Origin of the sequence: Actinosynnema sp. CA-299493 (genome assembly GCF_050946825.1) — a bacterium.
Lineage (GTDB): Bacteria > Actinomycetota > Actinomycetes > Mycobacteriales > Pseudonocardiaceae > Actinosynnema.
In genome coordinates this window covers 1,989,318-2,003,865 of the sequence record NZ_CP191993.1, presented here as the reverse complement: position 1 = coordinate 2,003,865, position 14,548 = coordinate 1,989,318, and the positions used below count along the sequence as shown (strand labels likewise).

General features: G+C 73.0%; 15 protein-coding genes. 13 read left to right on the top strand and 2 right to left on the bottom strand.

Going from position 1 to position 14,548, the window contains the following annotated elements; genetic code table 11:
• The first annotated feature begins 4 nt into the window (after positions 1–4).
• Positions 5–718: an ESX secretion-associated protein EspG gene (locus tag ACQPYE_RS09770; protein ID WP_498720702.1), complete on the top strand. Its 714-nt coding sequence runs from the start codon at positions 5–7 to the stop codon at positions 716–718.
• Here the strand turns inward: ACQPYE_RS09770 and ACQPYE_RS09765 are convergent.
• A complete protein-coding gene (locus ACQPYE_RS09765; RefSeq protein WP_498720700.1) occupies positions 687–1,301 on the bottom strand; it encodes a TetR/AcrR family transcriptional regulator C-terminal domain-containing protein in 615 nt (204 codons plus the stop codon). The two genes, ACQPYE_RS09770 and ACQPYE_RS09765, sit on opposite strands and share 32 nt — an antisense overlap.
• A gap of 77 nt (positions 1,302–1,378) precedes the next feature.
• Here ACQPYE_RS09765 and ACQPYE_RS09760 point away from each other — a divergent pair, with 77 nt between their 5' ends.
• Together ACQPYE_RS09760 and ACQPYE_RS09755 are read left to right on the top strand one after the other, a co-directional pair.
• The gene (locus tag ACQPYE_RS09760; protein ID WP_498720699.1) at positions 1,379–2,530 is read left to right on the top strand and encodes an acyl-CoA dehydrogenase family protein; all 1,152 of its coding nucleotides are present in this window, start codon (positions 1,379–1,381) and stop codon (positions 2,528–2,530) included.
• A 19-nt stretch (positions 2,531–2,549) separates the two neighbouring features.
• Complete coding sequence (locus tag ACQPYE_RS09755; protein WP_498720698.1) at positions 2,550–3,719, top strand: acyl-CoA dehydrogenase family protein; 1,170 nt, start codon at positions 2,550–2,552, stop codon at positions 3,717–3,719.
• A 156-nt stretch (positions 3,720–3,875) separates the two neighbouring features.
• On the opposite strand, the gene ACQPYE_RS09750 is transcribed toward ACQPYE_RS09755, so the two are convergent.
• The gene (locus tag ACQPYE_RS09750; protein ID WP_498720697.1) at positions 3,876–4,523 is read right to left on the bottom strand and encodes a GntR family transcriptional regulator; all 648 of its coding nucleotides are present in this window, start codon (positions 4,521–4,523) and stop codon (positions 3,876–3,878) included.
• A gap of 116 nt (positions 4,524–4,639) precedes the next feature.
• Here ACQPYE_RS09750 and ACQPYE_RS09745 point away from each other — a divergent pair, with 116 nt between their 5' ends.
• The 10 genes from ACQPYE_RS09745 to ACQPYE_RS09700 all read left to right on the top strand — a co-directional run bounded on the left by ACQPYE_RS09745 (position 4,640) and on the right by ACQPYE_RS09700 (position 14,433).
• Entirely contained in the window at positions 4,640–5,584 is a 945-nt protein-coding gene (locus ACQPYE_RS09745) for an asparaginase (RefSeq protein WP_498720696.1), read from the top strand.
• Positions 5,585–5,623: 39 nt separating this feature from the next.
• A complete protein-coding gene (locus ACQPYE_RS09740; protein WP_201439244.1) occupies positions 5,624–5,938 on the top strand; it encodes a hypothetical protein in 315 nt (104 codons plus the stop codon).
• 57 nt (positions 5,939–5,995) lie between these two features.
• A complete protein-coding gene (gene msrB / locus ACQPYE_RS09735) occupies positions 5,996–6,433 on the top strand; it encodes a peptide-methionine (R)-S-oxide reductase MsrB (RefSeq protein WP_498720695.1) in 438 nt (145 codons plus the stop codon).
• Between the two features lie 234 nt (positions 6,434–6,667).
• Positions 6,668–7,573 carry a TIGR04222 domain-containing membrane protein gene (locus ACQPYE_RS09730; RefSeq protein ID WP_498720694.1) on the top strand — a complete coding sequence of 302 codons (906 nt, stop codon included), beginning with the start codon at positions 6,668–6,670 and terminating at the stop codon, positions 7,571–7,573.
• 63 nt (positions 7,574–7,636) lie between these two features.
• Complete coding sequence (locus tag ACQPYE_RS09725) at positions 7,637–8,560, top strand: TIGR04222 domain-containing membrane protein (RefSeq protein ID WP_498720693.1); 924 nt, start codon at positions 7,637–7,639, stop codon at positions 8,558–8,560.
• Positions 8,502–9,329: a TIGR04222 domain-containing membrane protein gene (locus ACQPYE_RS09720; RefSeq protein WP_498720691.1), complete on the top strand. Its 828-nt coding sequence runs from the start codon at positions 8,502–8,504 to the stop codon at positions 9,327–9,329. The genes ACQPYE_RS09725 and ACQPYE_RS09720 overlap by 59 nt, the downstream gene beginning before the upstream one ends.
• Positions 9,330–9,364: 35 nt before the next feature.
• A complete protein-coding gene (locus ACQPYE_RS09715; RefSeq protein WP_498720690.1) occupies positions 9,365–10,162 on the top strand; it encodes an MbnB/TglH/ChrH family RiPP precursor modification enzyme in 798 nt (265 codons plus the stop codon).
• Positions 10,159–10,503 (top strand): SCO6045 C-terminal-like domain-containing protein, encoded by a 345-nt coding sequence (locus ACQPYE_RS09710; protein ID WP_498720688.1) that lies wholly within the window; start codon positions 10,159–10,161, stop codon positions 10,501–10,503. The genes ACQPYE_RS09715 and ACQPYE_RS09710 overlap by 4 nt, the downstream gene beginning before the upstream one ends.
• Positions 10,485–11,018: a hypothetical protein gene (locus ACQPYE_RS09705; RefSeq protein ID WP_498720687.1), complete on the top strand. Its 534-nt coding sequence runs from the start codon at positions 10,485–10,487 to the stop codon at positions 11,016–11,018. Before ACQPYE_RS09710 ends, ACQPYE_RS09705 begins: the two co-directional genes overlap by 19 nt.
• 190 nt (positions 11,019–11,208) lie before the next feature.
• Positions 11,209–14,433, top strand: a complete 3,225-nt coding sequence (locus tag ACQPYE_RS09700) for a S8 family serine peptidase (protein ID WP_498720686.1) — start codon at positions 11,209–11,211, stop codon at positions 14,431–14,433.
• Positions 14,434–14,548: the final 115 nt, after the last annotated feature.

Sequence of the window (14,548 nt, the reverse complement as noted above, 5' to 3'; positions counted from 1 at the left end):
GCGGATGAGCACCATCGCGACACTCTCCTTCCCCGAGTTCGACGTGCTCTGGGAAGACTTGCGGGTCGACGCGGTCCCGTACCCGCTGGAGATCGCCCACCACGGCACGACGGTGGGCGAGAGGGCTCGGATCAGGGCTGATGTGCACGCCGACCTCGAACGACGCGGCCTGGCCCGACGTGGCCGGCCGGAGCCGGAACTGGAGGACGCGCTGCGGCTGCTGGCACGCCCGGAGACGTCGATCACCGTCCTGGGCATGCCTGATGTCGCCGCCCACGACCTGCTGCGTGCCCTGGTCGTGGCACGCGGCAGTTACGCGGTGTCGGCCGTGCAGCGGCGCGAGGGAGTGCGACTGGACCTGCTGCGCGACGTGAGCCTGCCGATGGCGGCGGTGAGCGTGCTGCGGCCGGTGCCGGCCGGACCGGGACGCCCGGTCACGGTGCCGGCGTCGGCGGCGGACGGCCAAGGCGGCGGCAGGCGCGGTGGGGAGCGTGATGACGTGCGGGCGCTCCAGTCGATGCTGGCGGGACCGATCACCGGCACCGGGCACCTCACGGCCGCGCGCGAGAACACGACCGCGTTGCCCGCCGTCACGTGGATCGACACGCCGCGCGGGCGGTACGCGGGCATGGGCGTGGAGTGGCTCACGGTGGCGCCCGCGGACCACGCCGGGCTGGTGCGCAGGCTCAGCCAGGCGCTCGCGCCGCCAACCCGGTGACGAACGCCTCCAGCGCCAGTTCGAAGCTGTCGTGGTCCAGTTCCCGGGCCACGGCGGGCAGGAGGTGGGCCTTGTCCAGGTTCGGGTACCGGTCGCGGTAGAAGGTCTGGTCCTCCGAGAAGCCGCTGGAGAACGAGCTCAGCGCCGCGCCGAACACCAGGTACATCAACGACGCCGCGATCATCGTCGCCTCGCGCCGCGACCAGCCCGCCGCGACGAGCCCGCCGTGCACCACGTCCAGCCGCCGCAGCGACGCCTCGCGGTGCGCCGGCCCGTAGGCAAGGAACGGCACGATGTTGGGGTGCGCGGCCAGCGCCGCCCGGTAGGAACGGGCGCAGCCGCGCAGGCCGTGCCGCCAGTCGCCGCCCTCGAACCCGGAGACGTCGACGCCCTCCAGGATGCCGGCGGCCACCTCGTGCAGCAGGTCGTCCTTCGTGCTCACGTGCCCGTACAGCGACGCGGCCTGAACGCCCAGCTCAGAGGCGAGTTTGCGCATCGACAGGCCGTCGAGCCCGTCACGGTCGATGATGTGCAACGCGGCGGTCCGGATGCGCGAGGCACTCAGGATCGGGCTCCTCGGCATGTCCGCTCCCCTTGCCTGTGGTGGGTTCCGCGCCTAGGTTAGATAACCTAACACCGTTCGGTTAGGAGGTCACCCCGGTGGATCTGCGCATCTCCGACGAACACCGGCAGCTCAAGGACCTGGCGCACCGGTTCACCGAGGAGCGGATCGTCCCGCACGCCACGCGCTGGGACCGGGACGAGGCCATCGACCGCGACCTGGTGCCCGCCCTGGGCGACGTCGGCTTTCTCGGTCTCGGCATCGACGAAGCGCACGGCGGCTCGGGCGGCGACAACCTGGCGTACTGCCTGGTGCTGGAGGAGGTCGCGCGCGGCGACTCGGCCGTGCGCGGCATCATCTCCGTCTCCCTCGGGCTGGTCGGCAAGACCATCGCCAAGCACGGCGCGGAGGCGCAGAAGCGGCGCTGGCTGCCGGACCTGTGCTCGGGTCGCGCGCTGGGCTGCTTCGGCCTGACCGAGCCGGGCACCGGCTCCGACGCCGCGTCGCTGGCCACGAAGGCGGTCCGCGACGGCGACGACTGGGTGATCACCGGGCGCAAGGTATTCATCACCAACGGGACGTGGGCCGACGTGGCGCTCATCTTCGCCCGAACGGGTGGTCCCGGCCCGAAGGGGATCACCGCGTTCCTGGTGCCGACCGCCTCGCCCGGCTTCACCGCCACCGAGATCCGCGGCAAGCTCGGCATGCGCGGCCAGGCCACCGCCGAGCTGACCCTCGACCAGGTCAGGGTGACCGACGCCGACCGGCTCGGTGACGAGGGCGCGGGCTTCAAGCTGGCCATGGCCGCCCTCGACCGGGGCCGGATGTCCGTCGCCGCCGGCTGCGTGGGCGCCGCCCGGGGCGCGCTGGAGGTCAGCGTGAAGTACGCCAAGGAGCGCGAGCAGTTCGGCAAGCCCATCGCCGGTTTCCAGCTCGTGCAGGAACTCCTGGCGGACATGGCGGTGGAGACCGACGCGGCGCGCCTGCTCACGTGGCGGTGCGCGGACCTCGCCGACCGGGGTGAGCCGTTCGGCACGGAGGCGTCCATGGCGAAGTTGTACGCCAGCGAAGCGGCCGTGCGCGTGGCGAACAACGCCATCCAGGTCTTCGGCGGGTACGGCTACGTCGACGAGTACCCCGTCGGCAAGTACTTGCGGGATACCCGCGTGACGACCCTCTACGAGGGCACCAGCCAGATCCAGAAGTTGCTCATCGGCCGGGCGCTGACCGGCGTCAACGCGTTCGCGTAGAGGGTAGAGGGAGGACGACATGGACTTCACGCTCGACGAGGAGCAGAAGGAGATCCGCGACTGGGTGCGGACCTTCGTGCGCAAGGAGGTCGCGCCGCTGGAGCCGGAGGTGCTGCGCCGCGAACGCCTGGGTCAGCCCGGGCTGACGCGTGACGAGCTCAAGGAGCTCCAGGACAAGGCCAAGGAGGCGGGCTTCTTCGGCGTGCTCACGCCCCAGGAGTACGGCGGCATGGGCCTCGGCGCGCTCATGACGGCGCTGCTGGAGGCCGAGCTGGGCCGCACGTTCGTGCCCTTCCGGTTCGGCGGGTACGCGGACAACATCCTGTTCCACGGCAACGAGGAGCAGAAGCAGCGCTACCTGCTGCCCACGATCTCCGGCGAGCGCGTGTCGTGCTTCGCGATCACCGAGCCCGGCGCGGGCTCCGACGCCAAGGCCATCCGCACGTCCGCCCGCAAGGAGGGCGGCGAGTGGGTGATCAACGGTGAGAAGACGTTCATCACGCAGGGCCACGAGGCCGACTTCGTGATGGTGTTCGCGGTGACGGACAAGGAGAAGGGCGCGGACGGCGGCGTCACGTGCTTCCTGGTCGACCGGGACATGGGCTGGAAGTCCGAGCCGATCCCGACCATGGGCCAGTGGGGTCCGGCCGCGCTCGTGTTCGACAACGTCCGCGTGCCCGAGGAGAACGTGCTCGGCGAGGTCGGCAAGGGCTTCCACCTGGCCATGCAGTGGATCGGACAGGGCCGCTACCTGCTGCCGGCGCGGGCGCTCGGCTCGTGCGAGCGGCTGGTGGAGATGGCCATCGAGCAGGCCAAGACCCGGGTCACGTTCGGCCAGCCGATCGCCGAGTACCAGGCCATCCAGTGGATGCTCGCGGACTCGGCGGTGGAGATCGAGGCGATGCGCTGGCTCGTGCTGCACGCGGCGTGGCTGGTCGACCAGGGCGCGGACTCGCGGCAGGCGCAGTCGATGGCGAAGCTGTACGGCGGCATCAAGGCCAACGAGATCGTGGACCGGGTCCTGCAGATCCACGGCGGCATGGGCTACACGCGCGAGCTGCCGATCGAGCGCTGGTACCGGGAGCTGCGGTTGCTGCGCATCTACGAGGGCACGGACGAGATCCAGCGCCGCACGATCGCCCGCAACCTGCTCAAGGGCCACGCGAAGGTGACCGGCACGCTCGGCTGACCAGGGCTCCCGGCGGGGTCGCGCGATCGGCCCCGCCACCGGCCGCGAGGTGCCGCTCCCGCACTGCCGGACCGGCCGGCCGCTTCGTGCCGGAGACGGCGGAACGGCGGGAACGGCGGAGCAGACGGCGCGGCGCCTGCTCGACCACCCGGCCCGCTACCGGACGAGGCTGGTCAGCATCTGGGCGCAGACGCGGGCCAGGTGCTTGCGCATCACGTCGGACGCGCGGGACGGGTCGGCGGCGGCGATGGCGGCCACCAGGGCGTCGTGGTCGTCCAACGACGCGTGCTGGTGCGGCGGGTCGTCGCGCAGGCCGCTGCGCAGCAGCACCACCCGCTGCTGCACCAGCCGCACCTGCTCGGCGATCCGGGGGCTGCGCGCGGCGTCCAGCAGCGCCTGGTGGAACGCCAGGTCCAACCGGTACGGGAAGCGCTCACCCGCCGAGTACGCCCGACGCGACTCCTCGCACACCGCGCGCAGCCGCACCACGTCCGCCTCGGTCCGCCGGGATGCCGCCAGCTCGACCGCGGCGCACTCCAGCGCCGTCCGCAGCTCGAACAGCGCCTGCACGTCCGCCTCGTCGGCGACCGGCACGGAAGCGCCCCGGTGCGGCGCCAGCACCAGCAGCCCCTCGGACGCCAGGTGCCGGATCGCCTCGCGCAGCGGGCCCCGCGAGATGCCCAGCCGCTGGGCCAGCTCCACCTCGTTCACCCGCGTCCCGGGCGGGATCTCACCGGTCAGCACCAGCTCGCGGAGCACGTCCACGGCCTGACCGGCCAAGCTCAAGTGCAGGGGAGGTGTCACGAACGTCTCCTAGCGCGAGATGTCACCGACGATGTTAACTGTCGACAGTTGGCACCGCACCGGCGCACCGCGCGGCACGCGCACCGGCGCACGGCCGCGAAGGGTCGGGAGGACGCATGACGCACGAACTGGTCGCCGAGGTCTGGCGTGGCGAGTTCATCGAGTCCGTGCACCACGGCTCCGTCGTGGCCCTCGACCGCACGGGCCGGCCGGCGCTGTCCCTCGGCCGCCCGCAGGACATCACGTACCCGCGCTCGTCCAACAAGCCGATCCAGGCGCTGGCCATGCTCCGCCACGGCCTCGACCTGAAGGACGAGCTGCTGGCCCTGGCCTGCGCCAGCCACTCCGGCGAGGACTTCCACGTCGACGGCGTCCACCGCGTGCTCCACGCGCACGGCCTGACCGCGGCCGACCTCCAGTGCACACCGGACCTGCCGATCGGCGAGGACGCCCTCAGGTCCCACCTGGCCGCAGGCCGCGCCAAGGCGCCGGAGTACATGAACTGCTCGGGCAAGCACGCCGCCATGCTGGCGACCTGCGCCGTCAACGGGTGGTCGACCCACGACTACCTCGATCCCGCCCACCCCCTCCAGCGGGCCATCCGCGACACCCTGGAGGAACTGGCCGGCGAGCGCGTCGGCGCGGAAGGCGTCGACGGCTGCGGCGCGCCGCTGCTCGGCATCAGCCTCACCGGCCTGGCCAGGGCGTTCGGTGCGCTGGCCGGTGCGCCGGATGGTCCGGAGCAGCGGATCGCGCGGGCGATGAACGCCTACCCGGAGTGGGTCGGCGGCACGGACCGCGACGTCACGAAGCTGATGCGGGCGATCCCGGGCGCGGTGGCCAAGGACGGCGCGGAGGGCGTCTACGCGATCGGCCTGCCGACCGGCGAGGCCGTGGCGTGCAAGATCGCGGACGGCTCCAGCCGCGCCAGGGCGGTGGTCCTGGTGGCCGCGATGCGCAAGCTGGGAGTGGACGCGCCGGAGGAGTTGGCCACCTTCCCCGTGCTCGGCCACGGCCGCCCGGTCGGCGCGGTCCGACCGTCGCCCGCCCTGGCGAGTTGATCCGCCCAGCGGCTTGAAGCGCCGGCTACGCTGGGTCCCATGGCCAGCGCCAGAGCCGCCGACGCACCCGACGAGCGCCCGCAGGGCGCGATCGACGACGAGCTGATCGGCCTCGACCCCGACGACCCCGAGACCAGGGCGTTCGCCGAGCACCTCGGCCGGATGCAGCAGCAGCCACCCAGCTTCACCATCGAGGGCACGGTCGCGGGCGTCGCGAACTTCGCGGACTCGGCGAACCGGGCGGGCGGCCTGCGCAGGCTCACCGCGGTCATCGTGGTGGGCCTCATCCTCCTAGGGGTGCTGATCAGCGTCTGGTACTACCTGGGCACCCTCGTCTGGGTGTTCTTCTACTGACACCCGCCCCGGTTCCGGCGGCGTTCCGGCCGCCGCGGCTTCGACTAACGTGGAGGTATGGAACCTGTCGTCGGCGCCACCCCGAAGGTGGTCCACTCCGAGCTGGAGTGGCGGGAGATCCTGACCCCCAAGGAGTACGCGGTGCTGCGCGACGCGGGCACCGAGCCCGCCTGGGTCGGCGAGTACACGGACACCAAGACCGAGGGCGTCTACGAGTGCCGCGCGTGCGGCGCCGAGCTGTTCCGCAGCGACACGAAGTTCGACTCGCACTGCGGCTGGCCGTCGTTCTTCTCGCCGCTGGCCGGTGACTCGGTGATCCTGCGCGAGGACCGCGCGCACGGCATGGTCCGGACCGAGGTGTTGTGCGCGGCCTGCCACAGCCACCTCGGGCACGTCTTCGAGGGTGAGGGCTACGCCACGCCGACGGATCAGCGCTACTGCATCAACTCGGTGAGTTTGCGTCTGGTCGAAACCACCGGTGATCGAGCAGACTGAAGGCGCTACTCCGAATGATGACTGATCCACTCCAGGAGGAATCATGCGCATCTTCAAGGGCACTGACGGCGAAGGCTCCGGCGGCGTGGACGGCGCGTCGTCCTCCTGACGGACCACCGTCGAACGGCCAACCCTAAGGCTTGCTAAAGCACTCTTGCCGGGGTGTGGCCTGGCGCACACGATTGCCTCCTGGCTGGTGGACGTGGTTCCACCGAGGGCCACAGGGGGTGGACCGTGGAGCGACCGTGGGGGCTTTCAGGCCCGGAATTCCTTGAGCTGTACTGGATCGCGCTGGCCGTGTCGCTGGTGTTCGCGATCTTCGTCCGAGTGCGCCCGCGGGGGACGCGGGACGACACCCCCGCGGGTGCGCTCGGCTTGTTGGACATCGCCTACCTGACCGGCGGGCCGCGTCGCGTGGTCGAGGCGTCGGTCGCCTCGCTCATCGACTCGGGCGCCCTGGTGCCCGCGCGCAGCGGGTCCGTGCGCCTCGTCGGTGGGCCCGTCGCCGACCACCCGGTCGACCGGGCCGTGCTCGCCGACGCGAAGCGCTACCGCTACCGGACGTTGACGCTGCTGATCACGTCGGTGTCGGAGCAGGACGCGCCGCGCGAGGTCGGCCGCCGGCTGGTCGAGCAGGGCTACCTGGTCGCGCCGGACGTGGCGAAGCGGTGGCTGCGGGTGGGTGTCGTGCCGATGGCGCTGTTGTTCGTCGTCGGTGTCGCGCGCTGGATCAACGGGCAGGTGATCAGCGCGCCCGTGTGGATGCTGACGTTGCAGCTCGTGCTGACGGGCGTGCTGGTCTGGGGGCTGTCGCAGGCGTCCCCGACGACGCGCACCGCGAAGGGTCGTGCCGCGGTGGCGAAGGCTCGCGCGGGCGGGATCACCGGCGGGTGGGGAGGGACCGGTTCGGCGAACGCCGAGGTGGTCGCCCTCCGCGGTTTCAACGACCACCCGGACATCACGTTGCGCGCGGCGGCACGTCCGCGTCCCCGTCCCCGGGTGGCGTCGGGGGGTGCTTACGCGGCGGGCACCGCCACGGCGGGCGGCGTCGGTTGCGGCAGCGGTGGCAGCAGTTGCTCCGGCGGCAGCAGCTGCGGTGGCGGAGGGGGCGGCTGCGGTGGTGGTGGCGGCGGTGGCTGACGGGGTTCTCGCACTTCCGCGACCACGGCCGCGTGCGGCCTGACGGCTCCTAGGGTGGCGGCCATGACGTTCCTGTGGTGGTACGGCCCCGCGCTCGTCGTCGCGGTGCTGGCGGGTCTGCGGGTGAAGCGGGTCGCCGGCGCCGCGCCCGACCGGCCGCTGTCGTTCGAGGAGATCGGTTACCTCGGTGGCGGCCCGGTGCGGGCGGTCGAGGTGGCGCTGGCGGGGCTGGTGGCCGAGAACCGGGCGCGGGTGTCCGGTCCGGTGGCCGCGGCGGTGCCCGGCGAGGAGCAGCCGGCCACCGCGTTGCAGGCGGTCGTGCTCGCCCGGCTCGCACGACCGCGAGACCTGGACGAGCTCGTGCTCGACGTGGCCACCAGCGGTCCGGCCAGGCAGCTCGGGCAACGCCTGGTCGCGGGCGGTCTGCTGGTGTCGCCGCGGCGGCGGTTGGCGCGGGCGGCGCTGTCGGTCGTGCCGGTGGCGGCGCTCGTGGTGGTCGCCGTCCTCGCGGGTCCGGGCGGGTGGGTGACGGTCACCGCGCTGTCGGTCGCCGGCGCGCTCGGGGTCCTGCTGCTGCTGGGTCCGCCGCCCGTCCTCACCCGGAGGGGCGCGCGGGCGTACGAAGAGGCCACGGCGGGCCTCGCCCCGGTCGACCCGGCCGAGGTGACCGCCCGTTACGGCCTGGTCCGCTCGTCGCGGGCCGCCGAGCCGCCCGTGCCGCGCAGGGGGTCGGCACGGGCGGACACGGCGGTGTTCGACGGCGAACGGGCGGAACCGATCGCACCTGCGGAAACGTCTCAGGGACCACTCCCCCGGCGCAGGCGTGCCGTGGTGGTCGAACCACGACGCTGGCAGCGGCGCAACGGGTGGCTGGTGGCAGGCGGGTGGTTCGCGGGTGGGTGGTTGGCCGCGCAGTGGTTGGAGGGCGATGACGGTGGCGACTCAGTGGACGCCGACTTCGGCGGGTTCGGCGGGTTCGACGCCTGAGCCGGGGTGGGAGGAGCAGGGCTTCCTGGTCGGTGGGCCGGGCCGGGCGGCCGAGGTCGCGGTGGTGTCGCTGGTCGAGGCCGGCGCCGTGCGGATCTCGCGCGAGGGCCTGGTCAGCGCGATCGGCCAGCCGGGTCACGGCTGGAGCCCGTTGCAGGCGCGCGTGGTGCGCTCGTTGCCGGCGTCGTTGGGCGACGTGATCGCCGCGACGGCGTGGAGCGCGGAGGCTCAGTCGATGCGGCCGCACCTGGTGGACCGGGGCCTGCTCACGCCGCCCGGGCGGAGGAAGGCGGCACGGCTGGTCCGCCGGCTGCTGGTGGCCGCGGCGGTGGCGACCGTGGTCGCGACGATCGTGCTGGAGCTGCCGTTCGTGCTGGCACTCGGCGCGGTGGTGGCCGGGGTGGCGTGCTCGGTCGTGCTCGGGCGGATCGCGCGCCCGTTGACCGTTGCGGGACGGCGCGTGGTGAGCCGGCTGGAGAAGGCCGCCATCTCGCCGAACCGGATCGCGTTGGTGGCCTACTACGGGTTGCTGGGCAAGGTCGTGCGCAACACCCACGTGTGGGAGGTGCTGGGCATCTCACCGGCCGCGGCGGCGACGCTGCGACGGCGGTCGCGCCACGGCGCGCCGGACGGCGGCTCGTCGTGCGGCGGGTGCGGCAGCTGCTCCAGCAACAGCTGTGGCAGCGGCAGCGGTTCCGACAGCGGCAGTTCCGACAGCGGCGGCTCGTCCTGCGGTGGCGGCGGCTGCGGTGGTGGCGGCGGCGACTGACCGGCCGGCCGAAGGCGACGAAAGGCAGGTGGCTCGTGGAGAAGCTGGGTGTCGGCATCGGGTGGCGGCCGGAGATCGACCTGACCGTCGAACGGTTGCCCGGCGTCGACTTCGTGGAGGTCGTCGCGGAGAACCTGCACGTCGGGCACCTGCCCGAGTCCGTCCTGCTGCTGCGTGAACGGGGCGTTCCCGTGCTGCCGCACGCGGTCTCCCTCTCGCTCGGCGGCGCGGAACCCGTGGACGCGCGACGGGTCGCGCACCTGGGCGCCCTGGCCGAGGCGCTGGACGCGCCGCTGGTCAGCGATCACGTCTGCTTCGTCCGCGCGGGCGGCCTCGACTCCGGGCACCTCATGCCGCTGCCCCGCACCCGCGACGCGCTCGACGTGCTCGTCGCCAACGTCAGAGCGGCCCAGCAGGACCTGCCCGTGCCCCTCGCCCTGGAGAACGTCGCCGCACTCCTCGACTGGCCGGGCGGCGAGCTGACCGAGGGCCAGTTCCTCGCCGAACTGGTCGACCGCACCGACTGCCACCTCCTGGTCGACGTCGCCAACCTCTACGCGAACGCCCGCAACCTCGGCACCGACGTCGCCCGCTTCCTGGACGAGATCCCGCTGGAGCGCGTCGCCTACGTGCACGTCGCGGGCGGCGAGGAGCACCAGGGCGTCTACCACGACACGCACGCCCACGCCGTGCTGCCCGAGGTGCTGGACGTCCTCGCCCAGCTGCGCGCCCGCGTCGACCCGCCGGGCGTCCTGCTCGAACGCGACGACCACTACCCCGCCGACGCCGAGCTGGCCGCCGAGCTGACCGCGATCCGGGCGGTGCTGGGGTGACCCGGCCCCAGCGCGACCGCTTGGCCGCGGCGCAGGCCGAGCTGCTGCGGGCGCTGCTGGCCGACGGCGACGTGCCCGAGGGGTTCGACGCCGAACGGGTGCGCATCGAGAAACGCGCGCTGCTCGCCAAGCGGCGCGGGATCGTGGCGATGCTCCGGCCCGAGGTCGCGGCCGAGCTGGGCGACCGGTTCCGCCCCCTGTTCGACGCCTACGCGGGCGGCCACCCCAAAGAGGTCGGCACGCGCTTCCGCGAGGACGCCGCCCGCTTCGCCGAGTGGGCGACCGCCCGGGGCGAGCTGGTGCCACCGAAGAAGAAGCGTTGGTGGCGGCGCGCAACCTGATCACCGGCCCGTTCCGTCCCAGTGGCATGTGGCGAAGGACCTGGCCGTTGGGCGTGCTGTTGCTGGCCACCGCGTGCGGGGTGGTCGACGCGGGTGGCACGGCGTGCACCGCGATCGGCACGCGCACCGGCATCTCCGTGGACGTCGGGCATCCCGACGTGGTGTCCGGGGCGATCGAGGTTTGCTGGGACGACTTCTGTGCAACCCCCGGTCTGGAGCTGTACCCGTCGAGCCGGGTCGTCGAGACGACCTGCACCGGTACCTCGCCGGACGACTCGTGCAGCGCGCGCTCCGAGCCGACGGAAGGGAAGCACGGGTTCGCCGATCTGCCGCAGCTGCCCGTCAAGCCGGTCACGGCGACCGTGAAGCTGCTGGACCAATCCGGTTCTTCCCTGGTGGACCGGAATATCGTGCTGACCCCCGAGATGGTCTACCCCAACGGTCCGGACTGCCCAGCGGGTGGGCCACAGGCAGGTATCTCAGTTGGTGCCGACGGCTCCGTTACTGAACGGTAGGTAACCGTTTATTCGGCTGAATTGGTCAAGAAGATACCGACCAATCAGCGGCTGTCGGCTCCCTCGCGACCCTCTAGCGTCGAGGACGTCAAGGGCGACGTAGCTCCCGGTACATCCGCCGCCACCGCGGGTGACGAGCCCTTCCGGCCGCGTACCCGCCATGCGCGGCACTCACCGGGAGGTTCGACAGTTGAAGAGCAAACGCACGCGTGGACTGGTGTGGGGAGCCGTGCTCGTCGCGGCCGGCCTCACGGCGGGAGGTCCGGGGGTGTCGGGCGCGGAGGACGCCCGGCCCACGGCCGGCGAGCAGCACGAAGTCACCCTGATCACCGGCGACAAGGTCGTGCTCCTCGACGACGAGGTCAGCGCCCTGGTCGCCGCGCCGGGGCGGGAACGCACGGTGTTCTACAGCTACCGGCGTGACGGGCACCTGCACGTCGTGCCGCGCGACGCGGCGAAAGCCGTCTCGCAGGGCAGGCTGGACCCGCGGCTGTTCGACGTCACCGGTCTGGTCGAAGCCGGTTACGACGACCGCGGGCGCGACACGGTGCCGCTGATCGTGACCGGCGAGCAGGAGCCGTCGACGGCCGGTCTGCGCGTCGGCCACCCGCTGCCCGCGGTCGGCTCGTACGCCGCGCAGGTGGTCAAGTCGGAGGCCGGGGACACCTGGCGCACGCTCGTGTCGAGGGCGAGCGTGCGCAAGGTGTGGTTGGACGGGGTGCGCCAACCGAGCCTGGACCGCTCCACCGCGCAGATCGGCGCGCCCGCCGCCTGGCGGGCCGGGCACACCGGCAAGGGCGTGAAGGTGGCCGTGCTGGACACCGGCGTCGACCAGGACCACCCGGACCTCGCGGGTCACGAGGTGGCGGAGCGCAACTTCACCGACGACCCGGACAACACCGACGGCGTCGGCCACGGCACGCACGTCGCCGCGACGATCGCGAGCTCGGGCGTGAAGTACAAGGGCGTCGCGCCGGACGCGGACCTGCTGGACGGCAAGGTGTGCGTGCTCTCCGGCTGCCAGGAGTCCGCGATCGTGGCGGGGATGCAGTGGGCGGCCGAGCAGGGCGCGGACGTCGTGAACATCAGCATCGGCGGCGGCGACACGGCCGAGCTGGACCCGCTGGAAGAGGCCGTCAACACGCTGTCCGCGCGGACCGGCGTGCTGTTCGTGGTCGCGGCGGGCAACAACTCCCGCCCCGAGACGGTCAGCTCGCCCGGCAGCGCCGACGCCGCGCTGACGGTGGGCGCGGTAGACCGGCAGGACGGCATCGCACCGTTCTCCAGCCGCGGGCCGCGCGTCGGCGACGGCGCGGTCAAGCCCGACATCACCGCGCCGGGCGTGGACGTCGTGGCCGCGAAGTCGAGCAGCGGCACGGTGGGCACGCCGGCCGGCGACGGGTACGTGTCCATGTCGGGCACGTCGATGGCGACGCCGCACGTCGCGGGCGCGGCGGCCGTGCTCGCGCAGCAGCACCCGGACTGGACGGGCGCGCAGCTCAAGGCGGCGCTGGTGGCGTCGGCGAAGAACAACCCGGCGCTCACGGCGTTCGACCAGGGCGCGGGCCGGGTCGACCTGGCCAAGGCCATCACGACCTCGGTCACCGCCGAGCCCGCGAGCCTGGCCCTGGGCCTGCAGGAGTGGCCGCACACCGACGACACCCCGGTCACCAAGACCGTGACCTACCGCAACGACGGCGCCGCGCCGATCACGTTGTCGCTGGCCACCGAGGTGAAGGGACCCGATGGCGGCACCACGCCCGCGGGCCTGGTCGGCGTGTCGCCGGCGAAGGTGACCGTGCCGGCGGGCGGTGAGGCGACGGCCTCGGTCACCGCCGACACCCGGCTCGGCTCGCGGGACGGCCTGTACGTGGGTTCGGTGGTCGCGACCGGCGGTCCGACGCCGCTGCGCACCGCGCTCAGCGTGCACCGCGAGGTGGAGAGCTACGACGTCCGGTTCGACTTCGTGGACGGCTCGGGCGCGGCGGCGGCCGACTACTACACGTCGATCATCGGGCTGAGCAACGGCACGTTCGCCTTCCCCTACGACGCGGACGGCTCGTTCACGCTGCGGCTGCCGAAGGGCGAGTACTTCACCAACTCCGACGTGCAGACCGACGACACGCGGCTGGCGCTGCTGCCCCGGCCGGGGCTGAGCGTCACCGCCGACACGACGGTCACGCTCGACGCGCGCACGGCCGAGCCGTTGAGGATCACCGCGCCGGACGCGGGCGCCCAGGAGGCGTTGGGCGACGTCACGATGGTGCGCACCCATGGCGACCGGCAGGCCAGCGTGAGCACGGCGTTCCTCGGCGGGTTCGGCCCGGACGTGTCCATCGCGCACGTCGGACCGGAACTGGCGGCGGCCGGCCTGACCGCGTTGCTGGGCGCGCAGTTCCGCGGCACGCCGGACGGCGACCGGCCGGTGACCTACCGGTTCGCCTGGGCGCAGCAGGGCAGGGTGCCGGTCGGGTTCGTCAAGGACGTGGCCGCGACCGAGCTGGCCGAGGTGCGGACGACGTTCGGTCCCGGACCGGCGGGCCGCGAGTTCGGGCACGGCGGCAACCCGATCACCCCGGGCGGTGTCGGCGGCTGGTCGTGGCTGCCGGACGTGGCCTCGCCCGGCGAGGCGATCGACCGGGTCACCACGGACCTGGCGTGGTCGTGGGGCTTCCTGCAGTTCGGCGCGGACGGTGCGGTCGAGGCGACGCTGACCTCGCCGGAGCGCACCTACCGGCGGGGCGGCACGCACGACGAGCGGTTCAACGACCCGGTGTTCTCCCCCGCGCTGCCCGAGTCGCGGTCGCCGTACCTGGCGCGCAGCGGCGACGAGATCAGCTTCGCGGTGCCGCTGTTCACCGACCGGTCGGGCAACGGCGGCACCGCGGCGGTGTCGTCGGCCCGGACCACGCTGCTGCGCGACGGCGCCAAGGTCGGCGAGACGCCGTACGCGGCGAACGGGCTGTTCGCGGTGCCCCCGGGCGCGGCGTCCTACCGGGTGGAGACCGACGCGGTGCGGGCGACCGGCACGTCCGAGTTCGCCGCGAAGGTGAGCGCCGCGTGGACGTTCCGCTCGGACACCGCGGCCGATGACCGGTACGTGCCGCTGCCGCTGTCGGTGGTGCGGTTCACGCCGGAGCTGGACGCGGGCGGCGCGACGCCGAAGGGCCGGTCCCTGCGCGTGCCGCTGACCGTGCAGCAGCAGGAGGGCGCGGTCAACGGCCGGGTCGACCGGATCGACGTCGAGGTGTCGTTCGACGACGGCGCGACGTGGACCGCGGCGCCGGTGTCGGGCGGTGTCGCCACCATCGCGAACCCGGACGCGGCCGGTTACGGCTCGATCCGGGTGAAGGCGACCGACAGCGCCGGCAACGCCTTGGAGCACACGGTGATCCGGGCGTACAAGATCGCCTGATCGGGTCGGGAGGGGCGTCCGCACCGCGGGCGCCCCCCGGCGAGCAAGGCCCGTTGGGCTACCCGGCCCCCTCCACGCACCACGTTGGGCCGCTGAATCCGCTCCCCCGACTGGA